This is a genomic window from Streptomyces sp. NPDC025833 (genome assembly GCF_055558055.1).
Map to the genome: position 1 here is coordinate 1 of NZ_JBVHNF010000035.1, position 17,366 is coordinate 17,366.

Consider the following 17,366-nt stretch of genomic DNA (forward strand, 5'->3'; position numbering starts at 1 on the left):
GCGATCTCCCACAGCCCGTCCGGAACAATCCAACTCCACGTATCCCGCCCCATGCTGAGTCCAACGACGCCTCACCACATAGGACACGGTCTAAGCGGTTCGCCGAGACTGCGCTGGACTGGGTCCGTGAGGAACTGGGCCGACTGTTTGCGATGGCGGAGTCGGGGTGCGGCGGTACGCCGGCTCATCCCCTCTCGGCCGTGAAGTTTGCCTCACAGGTCAGTCGCGACCTCGGCCTTGCCGCCTATGTGCATGCTCTGCGCGAGCAAGCTGCCACGCTCGAGGCGCTGTTGGCGCTCCTGCACTGCGCTCTCGAGCAGCTCCTGCACAGCGCCCGGTACCCGCGTCGGGCACGGATTGTGCGCACGGCGAGCTCGCCGTGCGGGGTGATGGGGTTGACGACACCGCGGGTGCCGCGTGCGCCGGGTGCTGTCCGGTTTCTGCACCGGACCGAGCCCACCGCGAGCGCTGTGGCCGCGTGACCTTGCGAAGGCAGGGTGCGGCGCGCTGAGTGCCCGCTCTTCCTCATGAGGTCGTCTTGTTCTCCTGGTTCTTCGCTGTCTTGCACTTCCCCGCGTCCGGGTTCCTCCGCGGGTTTGGTTTCTTGTTCTTCGTGCTGCCCGCCCTGTCCTGGTGGCGGAGTGCGGTGCGGGCCAGCTCGGAGTGGGTGCGTGCCCGTGTGCGGGCGCTGGCCGCGTGGCTGCGGAGGCGGGCGCGCCTCTGGCTGCTCGGCGGCCAGCCCGAAAGTCCTGACGAGGACGGCCACGCAGGTCGTGACAGGGGCTGAGCCCGTCGCGTCCGGGTGCAGTCGTCTGGCTTTGTTCACGAGAAGCGACAGCACCTGTAAACGAGTTTGGGAGGCGTCGGCGGTGCGTCGTGTTCGATGTTCATGAGAAGCCACAGCGCCAGTGCGCCCCGCCTCCCGAGTGGGGCACTGCGGCGGTGCCACTGAGACTCCGCAAGAACCCGTTGGAAGACGGGGGCGGCAACTGCTACGTTCTCCGGAGGCCGTGCGAGAGATCGAGGAGGTGGTACCCGTGAACGCAGTATCGACGTGGGTGCTCCCCTCCGGGGTCACGGTCGGGCGGTAGGCAGGTCGTCCGGGAGCGCCGTCCAGTGCACTCCCGAAAGGCACGACCATGCATTTCACTTCCGAGCAACGCCTCGACGACGGCATCCTCGAGCGCGAGTTCACCCTCGGCGAGATCCCTGGCATCCTGTGGACGCCCGACTCCGCATCCACCTCCGCACCGGCGCCGCTGATCCTGCTCAGCCCCCTCCTGTCGGGTTGCGCAGGGCGTATCCCCGACTGGTGGCCCGAGCCCGGCACGCTGCGGCGGACGGCTTCGCCACGGCCGCCATCGAGCTCCCCGGAAACGGCGACCGGCCCCGCCTGCCCGGCGCCGAGCAGGCCCTCGCCGACCTGCGCCGGGCGATGGAGGCCGGCGAGCCGGTCAGCGACGAGATCATCGACGCCCTCATCCTCCCCCTGGTCGACAAGGCGGTCCCGGAGTGGCAGGCCGCCCTGGACACCCTCCTGACGCTGCCCCAGATCGGCGGCCCGGTCGGGTATTCGGGGGGCGTGATCTCCATCGGGACCCGGCTGGCAGTGGTCGAGCCGCGCATCTCGGCTGCTGTTCTGTTCGCCGGGAGTTTCGTGCCTCGCGCGATGTTCGAGGAGGCCCGGCAGGTCACCATTCCGCTGCATGTCCTGCTGCAGTGGGACGACGAGGGGAACGACCGGCAGGCGGCCCTGGACCTGTTCGACGCGTTCGGCTCCAAGGAGAAGACGCTGCACGCCAATATGGGCGGGCACACCGGCGTCCCGCAGTTCGCAGGGGACGCCGCGGCCCAGTTCTTCACTCGACATCTGAAGTGAGGCCGGGCCGTCAGACCGGCAGATAGCCGATGTCGGCCGACATGCCGCTCACCGAAGACAGGCACCGGCCGTCCGCAGCTCTCGACACCGTGGGCCCCTGCTGAACTCTCGGCAGGGGCCTGTCCAGGCCGGCGACGAGGTTCAGCAGCGTGGACTTGCCGCTCCCGGAAGGGCCCGCGCGGTCTGAGGCGCACGCTTCGACATGACGGCCGAAGGCGACCAACAGGCTGGCGGTTGAGCAGCGACAGACAACTGTTACTCGGAGGCTTCTTCCAGATGTCGGGCCAGCGCAGAAAGGCCTCCGGCCGGCTGCCCCTCCGCGGGCACCCGGAGCCTCCCATCCATTCGGAAAGCGTTTTCCCGGCCGCAGCGTCAAGCACGCTCGTCCACCGGCTGACCACCGGAGCAAGTGACTACGCGGCGACCGAAGGGCTGAACTGCACCAGAACAGCAGTTCAGAGCCTTGCCGAAGCTCACAGGCGACAGCGAGAACAAACCTGAGACCTGCGCATTACATGCACAGACGAACGGTGCCCGATTAGGTCATCCGGGCGCCCCGCCCGGAGCGATGAGCCCGATCTCGTAGGCGAAGACGACGGCTTGGACGCGGTCGCGCAGGTTCAGCTTCGACAGAATGCGGCTGACGTGGCTCTTGACCGTGGTCGGGCTAAGAAATAGCCGGGTGGCGAGTTCGGCGTTGTTGAGGCCGGTCGCGAGCAGACGGAGCACTTCGAGTTCGCGTGGGGTCAGACTGGACAGATCGCGGTGCGGGGCGATGGTCCGCGGTTCGTCCCGGCGGGCGAAGCGCTCGATCAGCCTGCGGGTGATCGTGGGTGCAAGGAGGGCGTCGCCGGTCTGCACCAGGCGTAAGGCGGAGACCAGATGTTCGGGGGTGACGTCCTTGAGCAGGAAGCCGCTGGCGCCGGCCGTGAGTGCGGCGTAGACGTAGTGGTCGAGGTCGTAGGTGGTGAGGATGATGACCCGCGTTCCGGCCGGGTCGGCTTCGTCGAGGATGCGCCTGGTGGCCTCGATGCCGTCCATCTGCGGCATCCGGATGTCCATGAGGACGATGTCGGGCCGTGTACGGCGAACCGCTGCGACGGCTGCGGCCCCGTCGGCGGCCTCGGCTGTCACTTCGATGCCGTCCGCTGTCAAGATCATTTTGAAGCCGGTGCGTACGAGGGCTTGGTCGTCGGCGATGACGGCGCGCAGAGGTGGCCGGTCCGCGGTCATTGCACGTTCCGTGGGATGAGGGCTGTCACCCGGTAGCCGCCTGATGGTGTCGGTCCGGCCGTCAGCTCGCCTTCGTAGACGGCCAGCCGTTCGCGCAGCCCGATGTAGCCACGGCCGTTGCTCTGCACCGGCGGAGCGTCCTCGGCGCCACCGGTGTCCGTGACCTCGATCTTCAGACAGTCGCTGGTGTAATTGATCGCGACGGACGCCTGCGCGCCGCGCGCATGTTTGATCGTGTTGGTCAGCGCTTCCTGTACGAGGCGGTATGCCGCCAGGTCCATCCCCGGTGGCAGGTCCGGCGGCAGCGACACCTCGACGCTCACGGGTGTACCGGCGGCGCGTACGCGTGCGACGAGCGCGTCGAGTTGTGCGAGTCCCGGCTGGGGTTCCAGGCCGTCAGGTTTCTCGTGGTCCGGGGCGGCCAACAGATCCATCGCGTGGCGGAGTTCGGCCATCGCGGCCCGGCCGCCGGCCTCGACGGCCAGCAGCGCCTCCTTCGACTGTTCGGGCGCCGTGTCCATCACTTTGCGGGCCGCGCCCGCCAGGATCACCATCACGCTCACATTGTGGGTCACGACATCGTGCAGTTCGGCGGCGATACGGGCACGCTCCTCCGCGACGGCGCGGCGCATGGCATGCTCCTGAGCGGCCTGCAGTTCTGCCACCCGGTCCCGGCTGGACTCCAGGCGCAGTTGCAGAAAGCGGACAAGGCTGGCCAGCATCCCTGCCACCAGGAGCACGAATCCCGGACTGGACCACCCGGGGAGCACGGGTTTTGCGTTGCGGAAAGCGAAACCGGACAGCACGGCGGCGATCACCAGGACGGCGATCGCCGCCGCCCGGTAACGGCTGTGCACGACGGCGCAGTAGGCACCGAAAACACAGGCCAGGACAGTGATCCAGGATGCGGAACTCCCGATGGCCAGTGCCGCGCCCAGCACCACCACGAACACCGTGAGCGGATATCGGCGCCGGGCTGCCAGCGGCAGCGTCGACAGGACGACCAGAGCCCAGGGCACGGGCGAGCGTCCTTCCGTAACGGGCACCTGATCTGGGCTGGGCGGAGAGGGCGGAACCGGAACCCCTGTCCCGGCGTCCGCCGCAGGGGGGTTGACGTCCACCTGCCCCTGACCGGGATAGCGCACCGCCACGATCAGGGCGAAGACGGTCAGTAGGACCGCCAGCACCACGTCGGTACGCACCGCTCGCCGGGACAGCGGGGCCGCCTTCGCGTCCGGGCGCAGCGCGTCGACGAGCTGTCGATGCCGGCTGCGCCAGTCTTCCCTCACCATCCGTGCATTGTGCTGGCCTCGCCGCCCGGCCCGCATCCGCCTGCTCGAGGGGAGCATGCCCTCCCCCAGGCCTACTCCTCACGGATGACCTTGGGGCTTCTCACGGATGACTCCGCGTGGCCGGGTCCTCCGCGGGGCGGGCCTGATGTCGGTTCCGCGGCCGACGCTCCCCACACGCGGCCTGTCTAAGTTCGCAGGGCCGGCACTGGCATGTGTCTCCCGCGACCGTGAGGACGGACAACTCGTATGCGTCAAGTGATCGAACTGAAGGATGTGGCGAAGCGCTATCGCAGCGCTGGCGCGCCAGCGCTCGGACCGCTCACGCTCAGCGTCGCCAAGGGTGAGGCCCTTGCCGTGACGGGCCCTTCCGGGAGCGGCAAGTCCACGCTGCTGAACCTCGTCGCCGGCCTGGACAGGCCGAGCGACGGTACCGTGACCGTGGCCGGGCGACGGATCGACCGGTTGAGCGAGCACGCCCTCGCCAAGTTCCGCCGCGAGTACATCGGCATGGCGTTCCAGTTCTTCAATCTTCTCGACGACCTCACCGTCGCCGACAACATCCAGCTCCCGGCCCAGCTGACCGGGACCGGTCGGCGCGCGGCCGCGGCCCGCGCGGCTGAGCTCATGGAGGTGCTGGGCATCCACAAGCATGCCCGCAGCTACCCGGGCCGGCTGTCCGGAGGCGAACGCCAGCGGGTCGCGGTCGCCCGTGCGTTGGTCAACCGGCCCGCTCTGCTGCTCGCCGACGAGCCCACCGGTGCGCTCGACACCGCCTCGGGTCATGACGTCCGCGATCTGCTGGTGGATCTGAACCGCGCCGGACAGACCATCGTGCTGGTGACGCATGACCTGACGCTGGCGCAGGAGTGCGCGAGTCGCACGATCCACCTGGTCGACGGTCATGTGGCTCTTGATACGTCTGCGCAGGCCGTCAGGTGAGCCTGTTCGGTACCGGCGTGCTCGGTCGGGTCGTACGCTCCGGGTTGGGTCGACGGCGGGTGCAGACGGTAGTGATCGCCGTGGCCACGATGATGGCCGTTGCCTCGGCCGTGGTCGCCGGGTCGCTGATGATCGCTGCGGCTGCACCTTTCGATCGCGCATTCGAGAAGCAGCAGGGCGCACACATCGCCGCCCAGTACGATGCGGCCAGGGCGAGTGCGGGCCAACTGGCTGAGACTGGGAAGCTGACTGGTGTCACCGCGAGCGCGGGGCCGTACCCGTCCATAGCGTTCCGCCCGGTGGACCGGACGGGCTTTCGCCTGCCGACGTTGACCCTGGTCGGGCGGTCCGGCCCGGACGCCGACGTGGACCGGGTGGAATCGAAGTCGGGCCGGTGGGCACGGAAGCCGGGAGAGATCGTGCTCAGCGCGTCTTTCGAGGGACCCTCCGTCGAGATCGGCTCCGTCCTCGAGGCGTCAGACACCGCCGGCGTCCCCACTCTTTCGGTCGTCGGCTTCGCCGTGTCGGCCGGAGGATCTGCCGACGCCTGGGCGACGGCTGCGCAGGTCGACGCGCTGGCGGCCCCGGACAACCCGGTGACAAGTCAGATGCTGTACCGCTTCGATTCTGCGGGCACGCAGGGGCAGATCCTCGCCGACCGGGCGAAGATCGCTGCGTCCGTGGCGCCCGGGGCGCTGTTGGGTACGCAGTCTTGGCTGGACACCAAGCGCGCCGCGGATCAGGGTGCGGCGGCGACCGTCCCGTTTGTGATGGCTTTCGGTGTGCTCGGCCTCGTGATGTCGGTGGTGATCGTCAGCAGTGTGATCAGCGGGGCGGTCGGCACCAGTCTGCGCAGGATCGGCATTCTCAAGGCCATCGGCTTCACTCCGCGCGAGGTCGTCCGTGCCTACGTGGCCCAGGCGCTGATTCCGGCGGGTGCCGGCATCGCCGTGGGCGTCGTGCTGGGCAACCTGCTGGCGGTGCCGTTGCTGGCGGACACGGCGTCACTGTACGGCACCGCCGCGCTCTCGGTGGCCTGGTGGGTGGATGTCGCGGTGCCGGCCGCCGCACTGCTCGTCGTGGGGCTCGCGGCGCTGATTCCGGCGCTGCGCGCCGGACGGCTGCGCACGGTCGAGGCCATCGCGGTCGGCCGGGCGCCGCGCACGGGACGCGGGCAGTGGGCGCACCGGGCGACGGGACGACTACCAATGCCGCGGCCGGTGACCTACGGCCTCGCCGCCCCCTTCACGCATCCGGTCCGTGCCCTGGCGATGCTGTTCGCAGTGGCATCCGGCACGATCGCGGTGACCTTCGCCGTGGGGCTGACCTCGTCCCTGAGTGCGGTCGGCGTCTCGCAGGATCCCGAGAGCCGCGCTGCGGTCACGGTCACGACGGCCAGGCTGGACAACGTCGCTCCTCCTCCGCCGCCGGTGGGGGGCAGTGCGGTGATCCCGTCGCCCGTCGGCAACGGCGCGTCCAGGCCCAAGGCCGCAGACCCGGCGAAGGTGCGGGCTGTCCTCGAGTCCGAAGCGGGGCTGAAGTCGTACTACGGCAAGCTCCACACCGAGGTCGCCGTCACCGGGGTATCCGGGTCCATCCAAGCCGCCCTGTACGAGGGAGATTCGGGCTCCGGCAGTCAAGAGATGCTCGCCGGGCACTGGATCACAGGAAAGGGGCAGGTCGTCGTGCCCTCGCGCTTCCTTGAACGGACCAGCACCAAGGTCGGTGACACGGTGCGGATGGCCTACGGGAAGGACAGCGCCGACCTGCGGATCGTGGGTGAGTCCTTCGACACCTCCGGCAACGAGCTGGAGATCCACGCGGACATGGCCACGTTCCCGTCGGCTGAGCCCAGTACGTTCCTCGTCCAGGTAAAGCAGGGTGTCTCGCCCGACGACTTCGCCCGGAAACTCGCGGCGCTCGTGCAGCCGCTGGGCGGTGACGCCATGGCCGTCCCATCCGCGGATCACAAGGGCATCATCCTCATCATGGACGCGATGGCGGTGCTGCTCACCCTCATGCTGGTCTGCGTGGCCAGCCTGGGCATACTCAACACCGTCGTCCTGGACACCCGCGAACGCGTCCACGACCTGGCCGTCTGCAAGGCGATCGGCATGTCGCCGCGGCAGACCATGAGCCTCGTACTCGCCTCGGTGACTGCGATCGGCGTGCTCGGCGGGCTGCTGGGCGTGCCGGCGGGGTACCTGCTGCACCGTGTCGTCATGCCGGTGATGGGGCGCGCCGTGGGCACCCGTCTGCCGTCGCCAGTCCTCGATGTGTACGAGCCAGGTCAGCTACTCCTGCTGGGGCTGGGCGGCGTTGTGATCGCGGTACTCGGCGCGCTGATCCCGGCAGCCTGGGCGGCCAGGGCACGTACGGCCACGGCGCTGCGCACCGAGTAGCGTCCGGCCGAGCGCGCCCCGGTATCCCGGTTCGCTGGTTCCTCGGGGGACGGGCCGCCCCACAAGCGCAGTTCCTGTTCCTGTGCGCGCGGCGCAGGCGCGGTACGAGCACGGCGTTGCCGGGGTGCGACGGGACGGGCGCGGGCTCGTTGGCGGCACGTCCACCGGGCAGGACGCCGCACGGCTGCCAGGCGCAGCGGACCGGTCGACGGACGCGGGGCGGGTGGCCGCCCCGGGACGCAGGCACGGGTGGCTCGGCGTAGGCAGCCCGGCGCGGACCGGTGCAGGACGACCGGGGCCGAGCCACGGCCAGTGTCGGATACCCGTACGAGCTTGCCGAGGAGGCCGAGTACCGGCGCGGCGCGCCGCGGGGCGTGCGCCATTGGATCAAGGACGAGGACGGAGGACGAACTCCACTGCTACGACCGGCAGCCGCGTGACGAGGAAGAGGCCGGGCATCGGCGGAAGCCGGCCGGGCCGACGGCCTCGCCGACGACGAGCCGCAGGAGCTGTACCAGCGGGCGCGGGACGCACCCGCTGGTGCAGGACGGGACAGCCTTCTCGCCGAACTCACCGCGCGCCCCCGGGCGGTGGGCGGGTTCGACGGCTGACGGCCGCGGGGTGCCGCCGTTACTGCTGTGCGTGCTGGTCGCGGGCCGCGTGGAGCGCGGCGCGCGTACGTCGGCACTACCCGCGGTCGGTGCCCTTGGAAAGACGAGCGCCCGCCGTACGCCGTACCCGGGCTTCGTGACGTACCGGTCGGCGCCGTCGTCGACCGTGCGGAGCCTGCGCCGCTCCACCGCCGCCCGCGCGCCCCATGCCGGCCGGGCGCCCGGGTCCCCGCACCACCGCCACGGCCTGCTCCGGCCGCCCACGCTTCCTGACCACCGCGCACAAGGCGCCCCCCTCCCGTGGCACACGCCGCCACGACCAGAGCCGGCACGCGCCGGGCAGCTCAGATGTCCCTCGTCGGCCCGGCGGCAGACCGGGCCCCGGTCCGGACCCATCAGGAGCGGGCGGCCTGGCCCTCTCCGGCGTCGATCAGCACCCGGTGCAGCCGCACCGCCCCGGCCGGGTACCGTCCGGCCGCGGGCAGCGCCGCCACGGCCTGGAGCAGGGCTCCAGCGTGCCGGCGGACATCAGCGCCGTAGAAGGCGCCGGGGGCGGGGCGGGCGAGCAGGTGCGCGGCCAGGAGCAGGGCACCGGGGCCGGTGGCACGGGCGGCCGAGGGGCGCGGGCGGCGATGACGCCGGCACGGTCTTTTGCGAGAGTGTGCTCGGCGCCGCGCCGGGCCAGGCGCGGTGCAGCGGCTCCAGCACGCACACCACGTACGCGCCCCTCCTCCCCATCGGTATACCTGATGTATTCTTGCCTCCATGGCACACACGACGATCAAGGTCGAGGACACCGTCCGGGACAGACTCGCCGCCCTCGCCGCCGAGAAGGGCACCAGCATCGCGCAGCTGGTCAGCGACTTCGCGGCGCACACCCCGACGATGAGCGAGCGCGCCGAACGCACGGCCCGCACCCTGTCGGTGCTGCGGGAGATGTCGGGCTACACCCCGACCCCCGAGCAGGACTCGGCGGCGGACGCCGAACTGGCCCGCCGACTCGGCGACACCGCATGAGCCCTACCCCCGCCCAGGCGGTGGACGTGGTCCTGGACGAGAGCGCCCTCCTGGCCCTGGGGGCGGGCAATGTGCTGGTCTCGCGGATCTTGCACCAGTCCGCTGCCACGGATTCCTGGCGCGTCCACGTCGCTCTGGCCGCACTCGCGGACGCCGACCGGTCCCGTGCCGGAGTGGCCGGCCACGTCGCCATGCTTGATCAGATCGCCTTCCACCCCCTCGACCTGGCAGCCGTCCTCGCGGCATCCGGACAGTCCCGCTCCCTGGGCTGGTCCCATACCAGGCATGTGGCACAGCCGGACCCAGAGCGTCCGGAGGGCGCCCGGGTGGTCACCACCACACCCAAGGACTGGGACGGGGTAGGCGTCCGGATCCTCGACGTATCACCCTGAACCACCCCCGCCCTGTAGCCAGGTCACGGCCCGCGCTCGGCGCGGGCCGTTCTGTGACGGGGCTTTTAGCTTGCTCCTGCCGGGGATCTTGGAGTTCCCCGGTGCGCCAGCGTGATCAGCGGGCATGCTCGGTGCTGTCTCGAAGATCAATACAGTTGTCGAGGTGTCTGTTGCCGCTCCGTCCCCGTTCCGGTGAGCAAGTCCCGTCTCTGACCCCGCAGATCGTGCGGGCAAGCAATGCCCAGCGGGGCATCAGAGCACAGCACACGAACCAACTGCTCCGCCGCCAACGCCGGCCGGGTCAGCGTTGTTAGCCGTATTGGCCGCGCGGGGAGCAGCCGTTGCAGCGGGTGTGCGCCGCCTTCGTCGTGGGACCATCCCCGCGGGCGCGGGGAGCAGACCCGAGACGAACTCGTCGCGCACGCCGCGTCGGGACCATCCCCGCGGGCGCGGGGAGCAGGGCACCTCCGGCCGTTCGGGCTCTGTGTCCGGGGGACCATCCCCGCGGGCGCGGGGAGCAGGACCTACCCGGTGTCCGGCTGACCGTCATGATGGGACCATCCCCGCGGGCGCGGGGAGCAGAGCGAACGGGACTTTGTCGACGTGCTCAGCGAGGGACCATCCCCGCGGGCGCGGGGAGCAGCCCTTCAGTGAAGGCGACGGTGAGTCGTTCCCGGGACCATCCCCGCGGGCGCGGGGAGCAGTCCCAGAAGCCCCGCCAAGGGCTCGCGCAGTGGGGACCATCCCCGCGGGCGCGGGGAGCAGCCTGGTCTGTCGCACGTCGGCTCGGGTGACGAGGGACCATCCCCGCGGGCGCGGGGAGCAGGATGCACTTCGCCACCGGTGGCGTGCTGCCCGGGGACCATCCCCGCGGGCGCGGGGAGCAGCACAAGGGGTGTGGGCGGGTGGGGCGGGTGGGGGGACCATCCCCGCGGGCGCGGGGAGCAGGCATCATCTGCCAGGCTCCGTTCCCCGGTGTGGGGACCATCCCCGCGGGCGCGGGGAGCAGCCTGCTTCGCCTTCCCCGACCTGTACCCGGCCGGGACCATCCCCGCGGGCGCGGGGAGCAGTCCCTGGGAGAGATCGCGCGGTTCCTCACCGAGGGACCATCCCGGCGGGCGCGGGGAGCAGTCGCTGCGGGAGCCGGCGAGCCAGAGGCGGTAGGGACCATCCCCGCGGGCGCGGGGAGCAGTTGAGTTTGGCCGCCGGGAAGCCAGGCCACGCGGGACCATCCCCGCGGGCGCGGGGAGCAGGACACCATCCGGATCGCCGACGCCGCGCGGCTGGGACCATCCCCGCGGGCGCGGGGAGCAGCCGAGAGGGGGAACCATGAATCTCGACAAGCTGGGACCATCCCCGCGGGCGCGGGGAGCAGTGGCCGAGTTGTTGACGGGCATTTGCCTGCGAGAGGACCATCCCCGCGGGCGCGGGGAGCAGCTCGGCCTGGACGTCCAGGCCCGGCACGGGCGGGGACCATCCCCGCGGGCGCGGGGAGCAGCCGACGGCCTCCAAGGCGGCCACGGCCTGCGTGAGACCATCCCCGCGGGCGCGGGGAGCAGGTCGGCGCGATGTCTACGTCGACCGGGCCGACGGGACCATCCCCGCGGGCGCGGGGAGCAGTACCGCTGCCCCGGAGCAGGACGGCCAGGCGTGGGACCATCCCCGCGGGCGCGGGGAGCAGCGCCGGGAGTCGGGCCGCCGCCGACCACGCTGGGGACCATCCCCGCGGGCGCGGGGAGCAGATTCGCTGGCTGCGCACCGAGGACGGCACGTGGGGACCATCCCCGCGGGCGCGGGGAGCAGCACGTGGCGATCATCCCGGCGCTCACCACGTCGGGACCATCCCCGCGGGCGCGGGGAGCAGTCGGGCGCCGACGGGCGCATGAGGTGCCGGATGGGACCATCCCCGCGGGCGCGGGAAGCAGCTGGCGCTCGGCACGGTCCGGGACAGGGTGCAGGGACCATCCCCGCGGGCGCGGGGAGCAGGCCGGGGTGCAGTTGAGCTGCACGTCCCAGTCGGGACCATCCCCGCGGGCGCGGGGAGCAGGAGAGCATCATGACGTGGGACGGGATCCCCTGGGGACCATCCCCGCGGGCGCGGGGAGCAGATGCCCGACCTCGGCGAGCACCCCGAACCGGAGGGACCATCCCCGCGGGCGCGGGGAGCAGGTCGTGAAGTTGGTCTAGGCGGCCTCCGTGTAGGGACCATCCCCGCGGGCGCGGGGAGCACAGCGGCCTCGAGGCGCAGGTAGCCGACGATAAGGGACCCTCCCTGCGGGCGCAGGGAGCAGTTCCGCGTCCGCAGGATCGCGTTGCCGTGCTCGGGATCATCCCCTGCGAGTACGGGAAGCCCCTCCACTGTGGTGAGCTCGTCAAGATCTCCTGAGCTGTGGCAGTCCCTGCCTGCGCGGGGAATCGGTCGATGTCTTCGTGTGCATCTGGCCGATCTTCGCTTGCGCGGAGAATGTGTCCGGCCGGAATCGAGGGGTCCGGCCGGTTGGGATGTTACTTGCGTACGAGGAGGAGGCCAACTCCGTAGGAGCGGGCTTTGCCGAGTCCTTCGGTGAGGGTGTGCGCAAAGGTGGCCGGGTCAGTAACGGTGAGCTGGCCTCGGACTTCGGCTCGGACGACTTTTAGGCCCTTTTTCGCTGTGGAGACGAGTGGCGGCAGCATTGTGGTCGTGATGCGTGCCGGGTCGGCGTCGGCACCGATCCGTTTGATGCTGGATGGCCCGATGGGTGGTTCGCCTTTGGGCTGAAGTCGCTGTGTGAACCACTCGGCCGCGTGGTGCGGGGACGTGCTGGCCATGCGTCGTCCGCGTTGGCCCTTCTTCGGGCCGACAGTGGGCATGACCGAGCGGATGGGGTTGATGAAAGCGCGGAAGGTGTAGGTGTCGCCGGCCTTGATGGTCTGGTCAATGCTGATCAGATGGGGTGCTTCCAGCAGCGCGGCGCGGGCAACGGGTGTCCAGTCGGGGGTGACGCGGGCCTGGGTGATGAGGGTGAGGGTCTGGGTACGCAGGTTGACGGTCCAGGCGGAGAGCACGCCCATCTGTGAGCGGGCGTCGGTTTGGCCGCCGGGCACCCAACCCCGGTGGCCGCTCATGACGAGGCGGTGCATGTCGTGGACGTCGTTCATAGCGCGGATGACGTCGGGGTGGCGGGTGTCGAGGGTGAGGACACTTTGGGTGGCGACGAAGCGCGTGGGTGTGCTCACGGGGTGGGCGTCCATTCGATGGTCGGGGTGGGGGTGATTCGGGTGCGGGTTTCCCAGCGGGTGGCATGGGTGCGGTTTTCGGGGTGAAAGGTGACGGGCTGGTCGTCGATGGGGACGGCGCGGGGTGCGCCGGAAGGGGCGTCGATCCAGGCCCAGGGGCGTGGGGTGTCGGCTTCCTCGAGGAGGGGGGCGTGGGTGAGGACGTGTTCGAGGGTGCCGGAGTGAACGCCGCCGGAGAGGTCGCCGGTGGGGGGGCATGACTTACGGCCGAGCCAGAGAAGCCGACGGGGGTGCTCGAGGTGGTGGGAGATGGTATTCAGGAGGGTCGTGTCGTGGTGTTGGACGGCGGCGACGAATGCCGCGTCGGCGAGGTACCAGCGTTCGCTGACGGCGGGGTTGCGCAGGACGGCTTTGGCCGCGGTGAGCAGGTGGCCGGTGTCGGGGTCCGCTTCGATGTATTTGGGGGCTCCGTACCAGCCGTCGATGTGGTGCTGACCGAAGTGGGCGCCCGTGGCGTCCTCCAGAGTTGTGGCCTTGGCGGCGCGGCGGTGGTCGGTGATGAGGTCGCGGGGGCGTAGGGGGTAGGGGCCGCCGCCGACGACGTGATAGTCGCGGTAGGGGGTGCCGGGGCGGTCGGCGCGGACGCCGTAGCGGAGTTCGGCGAGGGCGCCGAGTGGGTCTTCGCGGTCGTAGCCGAGGGCGGCTGCGATGAGGCCGATGACTGCGGATTTAGTGGGTCGCATGTGGGTGGCGCGACGCTCGAACGCGCCGGAAGTACCCCAGGCTTGAAGGGGGCCTGCGAGTCGGATGAGAAGCGTGGCCACTTCCCTGCCTGCGCGGGGAGTAGTGCTGTTCATGCGGTGAGTTCCTCCAGGGTTGCGGCCTCGTTAGCGGGGAGGGTGCCGTCGGCGGTGAGCTGGTGGATCAGTTCCTGGATGTCGAGGTCGTAGGTGAGGAGACGGCCGGGGGTGGCGTCGGTGCGCTTGGTGGTGATGAGGCGGTGGTGGTCGAGGAGCCTCTTGGCGCCTGCGAGGGCGGCGGGCCCGTCGGAGGTTTCATCGATGTGGGACTGGAAGGCGGCGGCGTAGAAGTAGGGGCGGGCGCCTTCGTGGACGAGGACGAGGTTGGGGAGGGTGCCGGTGGATGCGGTGCTGTTGGCCTTGGCCCGGGGGACGGCGTCCACGAACGCCTGAACGAACTCGGCTTCGGCGGCCTGTGCGGCAATTTCGGCTTTGTCCTCGGTCATGCCTGCACTGCGGAGGTTGACCCGGAGCTTGTGCCGGTCGAGGGCGGCGTGGCGGTAGAAGGTGCCGGAGATGAGTGACTGGTAGCCGGTCATGCCGGCGCCGGCGTTGTCGGCGGCGTCGAGGAAGTCGAGTGCGTTTTCGCGGCGTTCGAGCTTGGCGTCGTCGGCGGCGGCGTAGAAGTCGTCGATGTGCTCGGCAGGCGCAATGGTGAAGGCCCAGGAGTGCTGTGCGGCACCGTCCACGGTGCGCAGCTCGGCGACCTCGGCGAGGAACCGGCCGAAGATGGTGATGTCGATGGCGTCTCGGGGGGCGAATGCGGTGAGGATGCCGGTGCGGAGATCTTTGGGCAGCGGCGGGATCTTGACGTCCTCCTCCTTGTCTTCCTTGCTGTCCTTGGGGGCTGGCTGGGCCGGTTCGTCAACGTCGGTCGTGGTCTTCTTCCGGGCGTTCTTCTTCGCGTTCTTCTTGGCCTCTTCCTTGGCGGCGGCTTCTGTCTTGGCGGCCGTGTACTGGGTCAGCCACGTGTTGAAGGCGTCGGCGTGGGTGCTGATGTGATCGGCGATCCGGTCACCGGAGTCTTCGGGTGCGTAGAAGAGCACCTTGGTGAGCAGGGCGGTGGACTCCTTGTCGCCGAATTTCAGGCCGAGTCCTTCGAGTGCGGCCTTGGCGGCGTAGATGGCCTGGTCGGGGTCCCAGTCGTGGTTCTTGACCAGGGCGTCTCGGGTGAACAGGGCCCATTCGCGGGTGCGCCTGCCGCTGCTGTAGGAGGCGAGGGGGCCTTCGCCTCGGTTGGCGCGGTGGCGGGAGTGGGTGCGTTCGGCTCGGCGGCGGGCCTGGGCGGAGATGGCGGTGCGTTCGGCGCCGCCGTAGACGAATGCTTTGGGCTGGCCGTTCTCGTCGCGGACGGGAAGGGCGGCGGCGAAGGTCTCCAGGGCGTGCAGAGACAGGTACTGGGGCTTGCTGTTGGTCACGTGGCGGCTCCGTTCGTGCGGGTGGTGGTGCGACGGCGGGTGTAGAAGGCGTCGCCCCACGCTTGAGGGGTGGGGCGTCCGCGGTCTGTCCAGTGGGTGAGGTCGGTGACGAGCTGGGCCCAGGAGGGCGGTGTGGTCTCGCCGGCGCGGATGCGTTCGATGGCGTGCTGGAGGTGGCGCCAGGGGATCTGGCGGGCCGGGAGGATGCGCATCATGAGGCGTTCGGCGCCGGGGTTGGAGGGGCCCCGGGCTCCGTCGTAGCCGATGGCGCGGATCGCGGAGCCCATGCTGCCGCGGCCGTAGTGGGGCTTGGTCTTGCCTGCGTGGTAGCGGGCGAAGAGGAAGCCGACCTGACGGTAGAGGGCCCGGTGCTCGTCGGTGGGGGCGAAAGCGCGGGCTTCGAAGTGCGTGGGGCTTTCGGCGGTCGCCGGGCGGCGCAGGTCGGCCAGCTTGCCGTACTGGTGGGTGTGGACGAGGCTGCCCAGCCAGGTGGCGTACTGGAGCGGTGCGGGAGTCGGTTCGGCGGCCGGTGTGGTCTGTCCGGCGTCGGGTGGGGGGCTGGGGTGGGGGATCTCGAAGAGAGGCAGGGTCATGCGGGTTGTTCCTTTCGCAGGTATGTGGGGGCTTTGCGAGGGTTGTTGAGGCTGTCTTGGAGCTTTTCTCGGGCCTCGGTGGAGGCTCGGTGGCCCTGGCTGCTGGGGGGCAGGGAGCGGAGCCGGGCGGTGAGGAAGCGTTCGGCGTTGGAGCGGACCTCTGTGGCGTAGGCGGTGAGGGCCTCGGGGACGGAGGTGCCTTCGGCGGCCTCGTCCAGGAGTTCGTGGAAAAGGGGTTCGGTCGCGGCGAAGTGTTCGCCAGTCGCTTTGAAGCGGGCCAGCTGGCTCTGCTTGTCGGCCGGCTTCGGGTTCGGGTAGGCGATCCGCCAGGCGGCGTAGGCGGCATCGTCCAGGGCTGTGGCGACGTACTCGGCGATGGCGCAGCCTTCTTCGGAGGCCTGGCGCAGGGCGGTCTCGCGGCCGGGGATGTAGGGGAAGGCGTCGTTGACCCAGGCGATGAGCTTGCCGGGCCTGGCGAGGAGGCCGACGGTCCACAGGGTGACGCGGTGGCCTTCGGGGAGCATGGCGAGGCGCCCGTAGAGGTCCATGCCTTTTTCCCGGCGTGCGGTGGCCGCGTACAGGGAGTGGGCCTCTCGCCACAGGGCTCGCGCGGCGGATGCCTTGAGGGGGGTGTTCTTCTCGATCACGGCGCCTTGGAGGGCGCCGGCGTGGGTGAGGTCCACGATGTCGCCGGCGCCCATGAGGACGCGGTCGACTCCCCAGCTGCCGTCGGGCAGCCGGGCGGGGCGGGTGAGGATGGACCGGCCCAGAATGCTGTGCAGGTCGGCCGGCCCGTCGGGGATGCGGGCGGTGGGCTTGGCGGTGAAGGAGCGGCGGGGCCGGTCGGTCCAGGTGTAGTTGTAGCTGCCGGGGTCGCCGTCGTGGGGGTGCAGGTTCAGGCGGAGAGTGTCGCCGAGGGTCCGGCCGAGCGCAGTGACGTGGACGCGTTGCCCGGCCCTGCACATGGCCTGGTTGTTGAGGGCGGCGCCGAGAAGGTTGCCGGGGATCATGCCTCGGCCGCCGTTGCCGCAGACGTGCTGGGTGATGACGGCCATGAATGCGTCGGCCGCGGTGAGGGGCTCGCCGTGGTGGAGGTGGTGCCGGTCGAAGAGCTGCACGTAGTCGCCGACGTGGTGCATGACGATCTGCGAGGTGCCGACACCGTGCTGGGTCATGAAGGGGGCCAGCAGTGCGTTCTGGAACAGCGGCCGGTCGGGGTGGAAGAAGTTCCAGTGCTCGTCGGGCTGCTGTTTGAGCCAGTCGGCGACGTCGGTGAACGGCCGGCGGCTGGTGACCCAGGTCCGCCATTCGCCGCTCGTCTCCGGGTAGACATCGGCCGCGTACGCGACGGCTGTGAGCAGCTCCAGCATGGCGAGGGTCTCGCCGGGGTGGCGGCCCGCCACGCCCTGATGGTCGTCGGCCTTCTCGAAGGCCTCGATGAGGTCGAGGCGGCTGGGCAGACCGGCCATTGTCAGTGCCGGGAGGCAGGCTTGGGTGCGGGGATCCCAGGACGGAACCACGTCACCTCCTTCAGATGAATCTCATCATGTGCATCGTTGATTGCCGTAGTGTGC

At 70.3% G+C, this 17,366-nt stretch carries 11 protein-coding genes, 1 pseudogene and 1 CRISPR repeat array; of the genes and pseudogenes, 5 read left to right on the forward strand and 7 right to left on the reverse strand.

What is annotated here, in order from left to right; translation table 11 throughout:
• The first annotated feature begins 1,139 nt into the window (after nucleotides 1–1,139).
• Nucleotides 1,140–1,879: pseudogene (locus ACZ4K2_RS35755) on the forward strand (dienelactone hydrolase family protein).
• A 543-nt stretch (nucleotides 1,880–2,422) separates the two neighbouring features.
• On the opposite strand, the gene ACZ4K2_RS35760 reads toward ACZ4K2_RS35755, so the two are convergent.
• Both ACZ4K2_RS35760 and ACZ4K2_RS35765 read right to left on the reverse strand, forming a co-directional pair.
• Nucleotides 2,423–3,112: a response regulator gene (locus ACZ4K2_RS35760; RefSeq protein ID WP_467480653.1), complete on the reverse strand. Its 690-nt coding sequence runs from the start codon at nucleotides 3,110–3,112 to the stop codon at nucleotides 2,423–2,425.
• A complete protein-coding gene (locus ACZ4K2_RS35765; protein ID WP_467480655.1) occupies nucleotides 3,109–4,404 on the reverse strand; it encodes a sensor histidine kinase in 1,296 nt (431 codons plus the stop codon). The genes ACZ4K2_RS35760 and ACZ4K2_RS35765 overlap by 4 nt, the downstream gene beginning before the upstream one ends.
• A 246-nt stretch (nucleotides 4,405–4,650) precedes the next feature.
• On the opposite strand from ACZ4K2_RS35765, the gene ACZ4K2_RS35770 reads away from it, so the two are divergent.
• From ACZ4K2_RS35770 to ACZ4K2_RS35785, 4 genes are all read left to right on the forward strand, one after another.
• Nucleotides 4,651–5,343, forward strand: a complete 693-nt coding sequence (locus tag ACZ4K2_RS35770; protein ID WP_467480656.1) for an ABC transporter ATP-binding protein — start codon at nucleotides 4,651–4,653, stop codon at nucleotides 5,341–5,343.
• Nucleotides 5,340–7,745 (forward strand): ABC transporter permease, encoded by a 2,406-nt coding sequence (locus tag ACZ4K2_RS35775; RefSeq protein WP_467480658.1) that lies wholly within the window; start codon nucleotides 5,340–5,342, stop codon nucleotides 7,743–7,745. Before ACZ4K2_RS35770 ends, ACZ4K2_RS35775 begins: the two co-directional genes overlap by 4 nt.
• A 1,376-nt stretch (nucleotides 7,746–9,121) precedes the next feature.
• Nucleotides 9,122–9,373, forward strand: a complete 252-nt coding sequence (locus ACZ4K2_RS35780; RefSeq protein ID WP_467480660.1) for a hypothetical protein — start codon at nucleotides 9,122–9,124, stop codon at nucleotides 9,371–9,373.
• On the forward strand, nucleotides 9,370–9,765 hold the full coding sequence (locus ACZ4K2_RS35785; RefSeq protein ID WP_467480662.1) for a PIN domain-containing protein: 396 nt from the start codon (nucleotides 9,370–9,372) through the stop codon (nucleotides 9,763–9,765). Before ACZ4K2_RS35780 ends, ACZ4K2_RS35785 begins: the two co-directional genes overlap by 4 nt.
• A gap of 370 nt (nucleotides 9,766–10,135) precedes the next feature.
• Nucleotides 10,136–12,056: direct repeats of the CRISPR family, unit length 29 nt; unit sequence GGGACCATCCCCGCGGGCGCGGGGAGCAG.
• Between the two features lie 214 nt (nucleotides 12,057–12,270).
• On the opposite strand, the gene ACZ4K2_RS35790 is transcribed toward ACZ4K2_RS35785, so the two are convergent.
• Genes ACZ4K2_RS35790 through ACZ4K2_RS35810 form a run of 5 tightly spaced genes read right to left on the reverse strand, consistent with a single transcriptional unit; the run spans nucleotide 12,271 to nucleotide 17,312 of the window.
• Nucleotides 12,271–12,981, reverse strand: a complete 711-nt coding sequence (locus tag ACZ4K2_RS35790; protein WP_467480664.1) for a type I-E CRISPR-associated protein Cas6/Cse3/CasE — start codon at nucleotides 12,979–12,981, stop codon at nucleotides 12,271–12,273.
• The gene (gene cas5e / locus ACZ4K2_RS35795; RefSeq protein WP_467480665.1) at nucleotides 12,978–13,838 is read right to left on the reverse strand and encodes a type I-E CRISPR-associated protein Cas5/CasD; all 861 of its coding nucleotides are present in this window, start codon (nucleotides 13,836–13,838) and stop codon (nucleotides 12,978–12,980) included. The genes ACZ4K2_RS35790 and cas5e overlap by 4 nt, the downstream gene beginning before the upstream one ends.
• Nucleotides 13,835–15,199, reverse strand: a complete 1,365-nt coding sequence (locus ACZ4K2_RS35800) for a type I-E CRISPR-associated protein Cas7/Cse4/CasC (protein ID WP_467480667.1) — start codon at nucleotides 15,197–15,199, stop codon at nucleotides 13,835–13,837. Before ACZ4K2_RS35800 ends, cas5e begins: the two co-directional genes overlap by 4 nt.
• Nucleotides 15,196–15,792, reverse strand: a complete 597-nt coding sequence (casB, locus tag ACZ4K2_RS35805) for a type I-E CRISPR-associated protein Cse2/CasB (RefSeq protein ID WP_467480669.1) — start codon at nucleotides 15,790–15,792, stop codon at nucleotides 15,196–15,198. Before casB ends, ACZ4K2_RS35800 begins: the two co-directional genes overlap by 4 nt.
• Nucleotides 15,789–17,312, reverse strand: a complete 1,524-nt coding sequence (locus ACZ4K2_RS35810) for a type I-E CRISPR-associated protein Cse1/CasA (RefSeq protein WP_467480671.1) — start codon at nucleotides 17,310–17,312, stop codon at nucleotides 15,789–15,791. The genes casB and ACZ4K2_RS35810 overlap by 4 nt, the downstream gene beginning before the upstream one ends.
• Nucleotides 17,313–17,366 lie beyond the last annotated feature (54 nt).